The following is a 241-nucleotide window of genomic DNA, read 5'->3' on the forward strand; positions in this document are numbered from 1 at the left end:
GGAACTATATTTAGAAAAACTTGATGTTCCAATGGCGATTAGTCCGTTACATGATAAAGACGAAACGGAACGTAAAATTGAAGATTTAACCGAAGATGAACAAGTAATTATAAATAACGGTGGTAAGGTCTATAAAAAGCCACACTATCACGTTTTGTATATCGCTAAAAATCCAGTCACAAAGGAAAGTGTGAGAAATAAAATAAAACGTGCTTTAGGAGATAAAGCCTTATCACATATA

At 32.8% G+C, this 241-nt stretch carries 1 protein-coding gene; it reads left to right on the forward strand.

Annotated features, from left to right (window positions below; all coding sequences use genetic code 11):
- On the forward strand, positions 1 to 241 hold a 241-nt coding region (locus SH09_RS12080; protein ID WP_042739913.1), incomplete at both ends, for a Rep family protein.

Origin of the sequence: Staphylococcus gallinarum (genome assembly GCF_000875895.1) — a bacterium.
In the GTDB taxonomy this organism is placed as follows: domain Bacteria; phylum Bacillota; class Bacilli; order Staphylococcales; family Staphylococcaceae; genus Staphylococcus; species Staphylococcus gallinarum.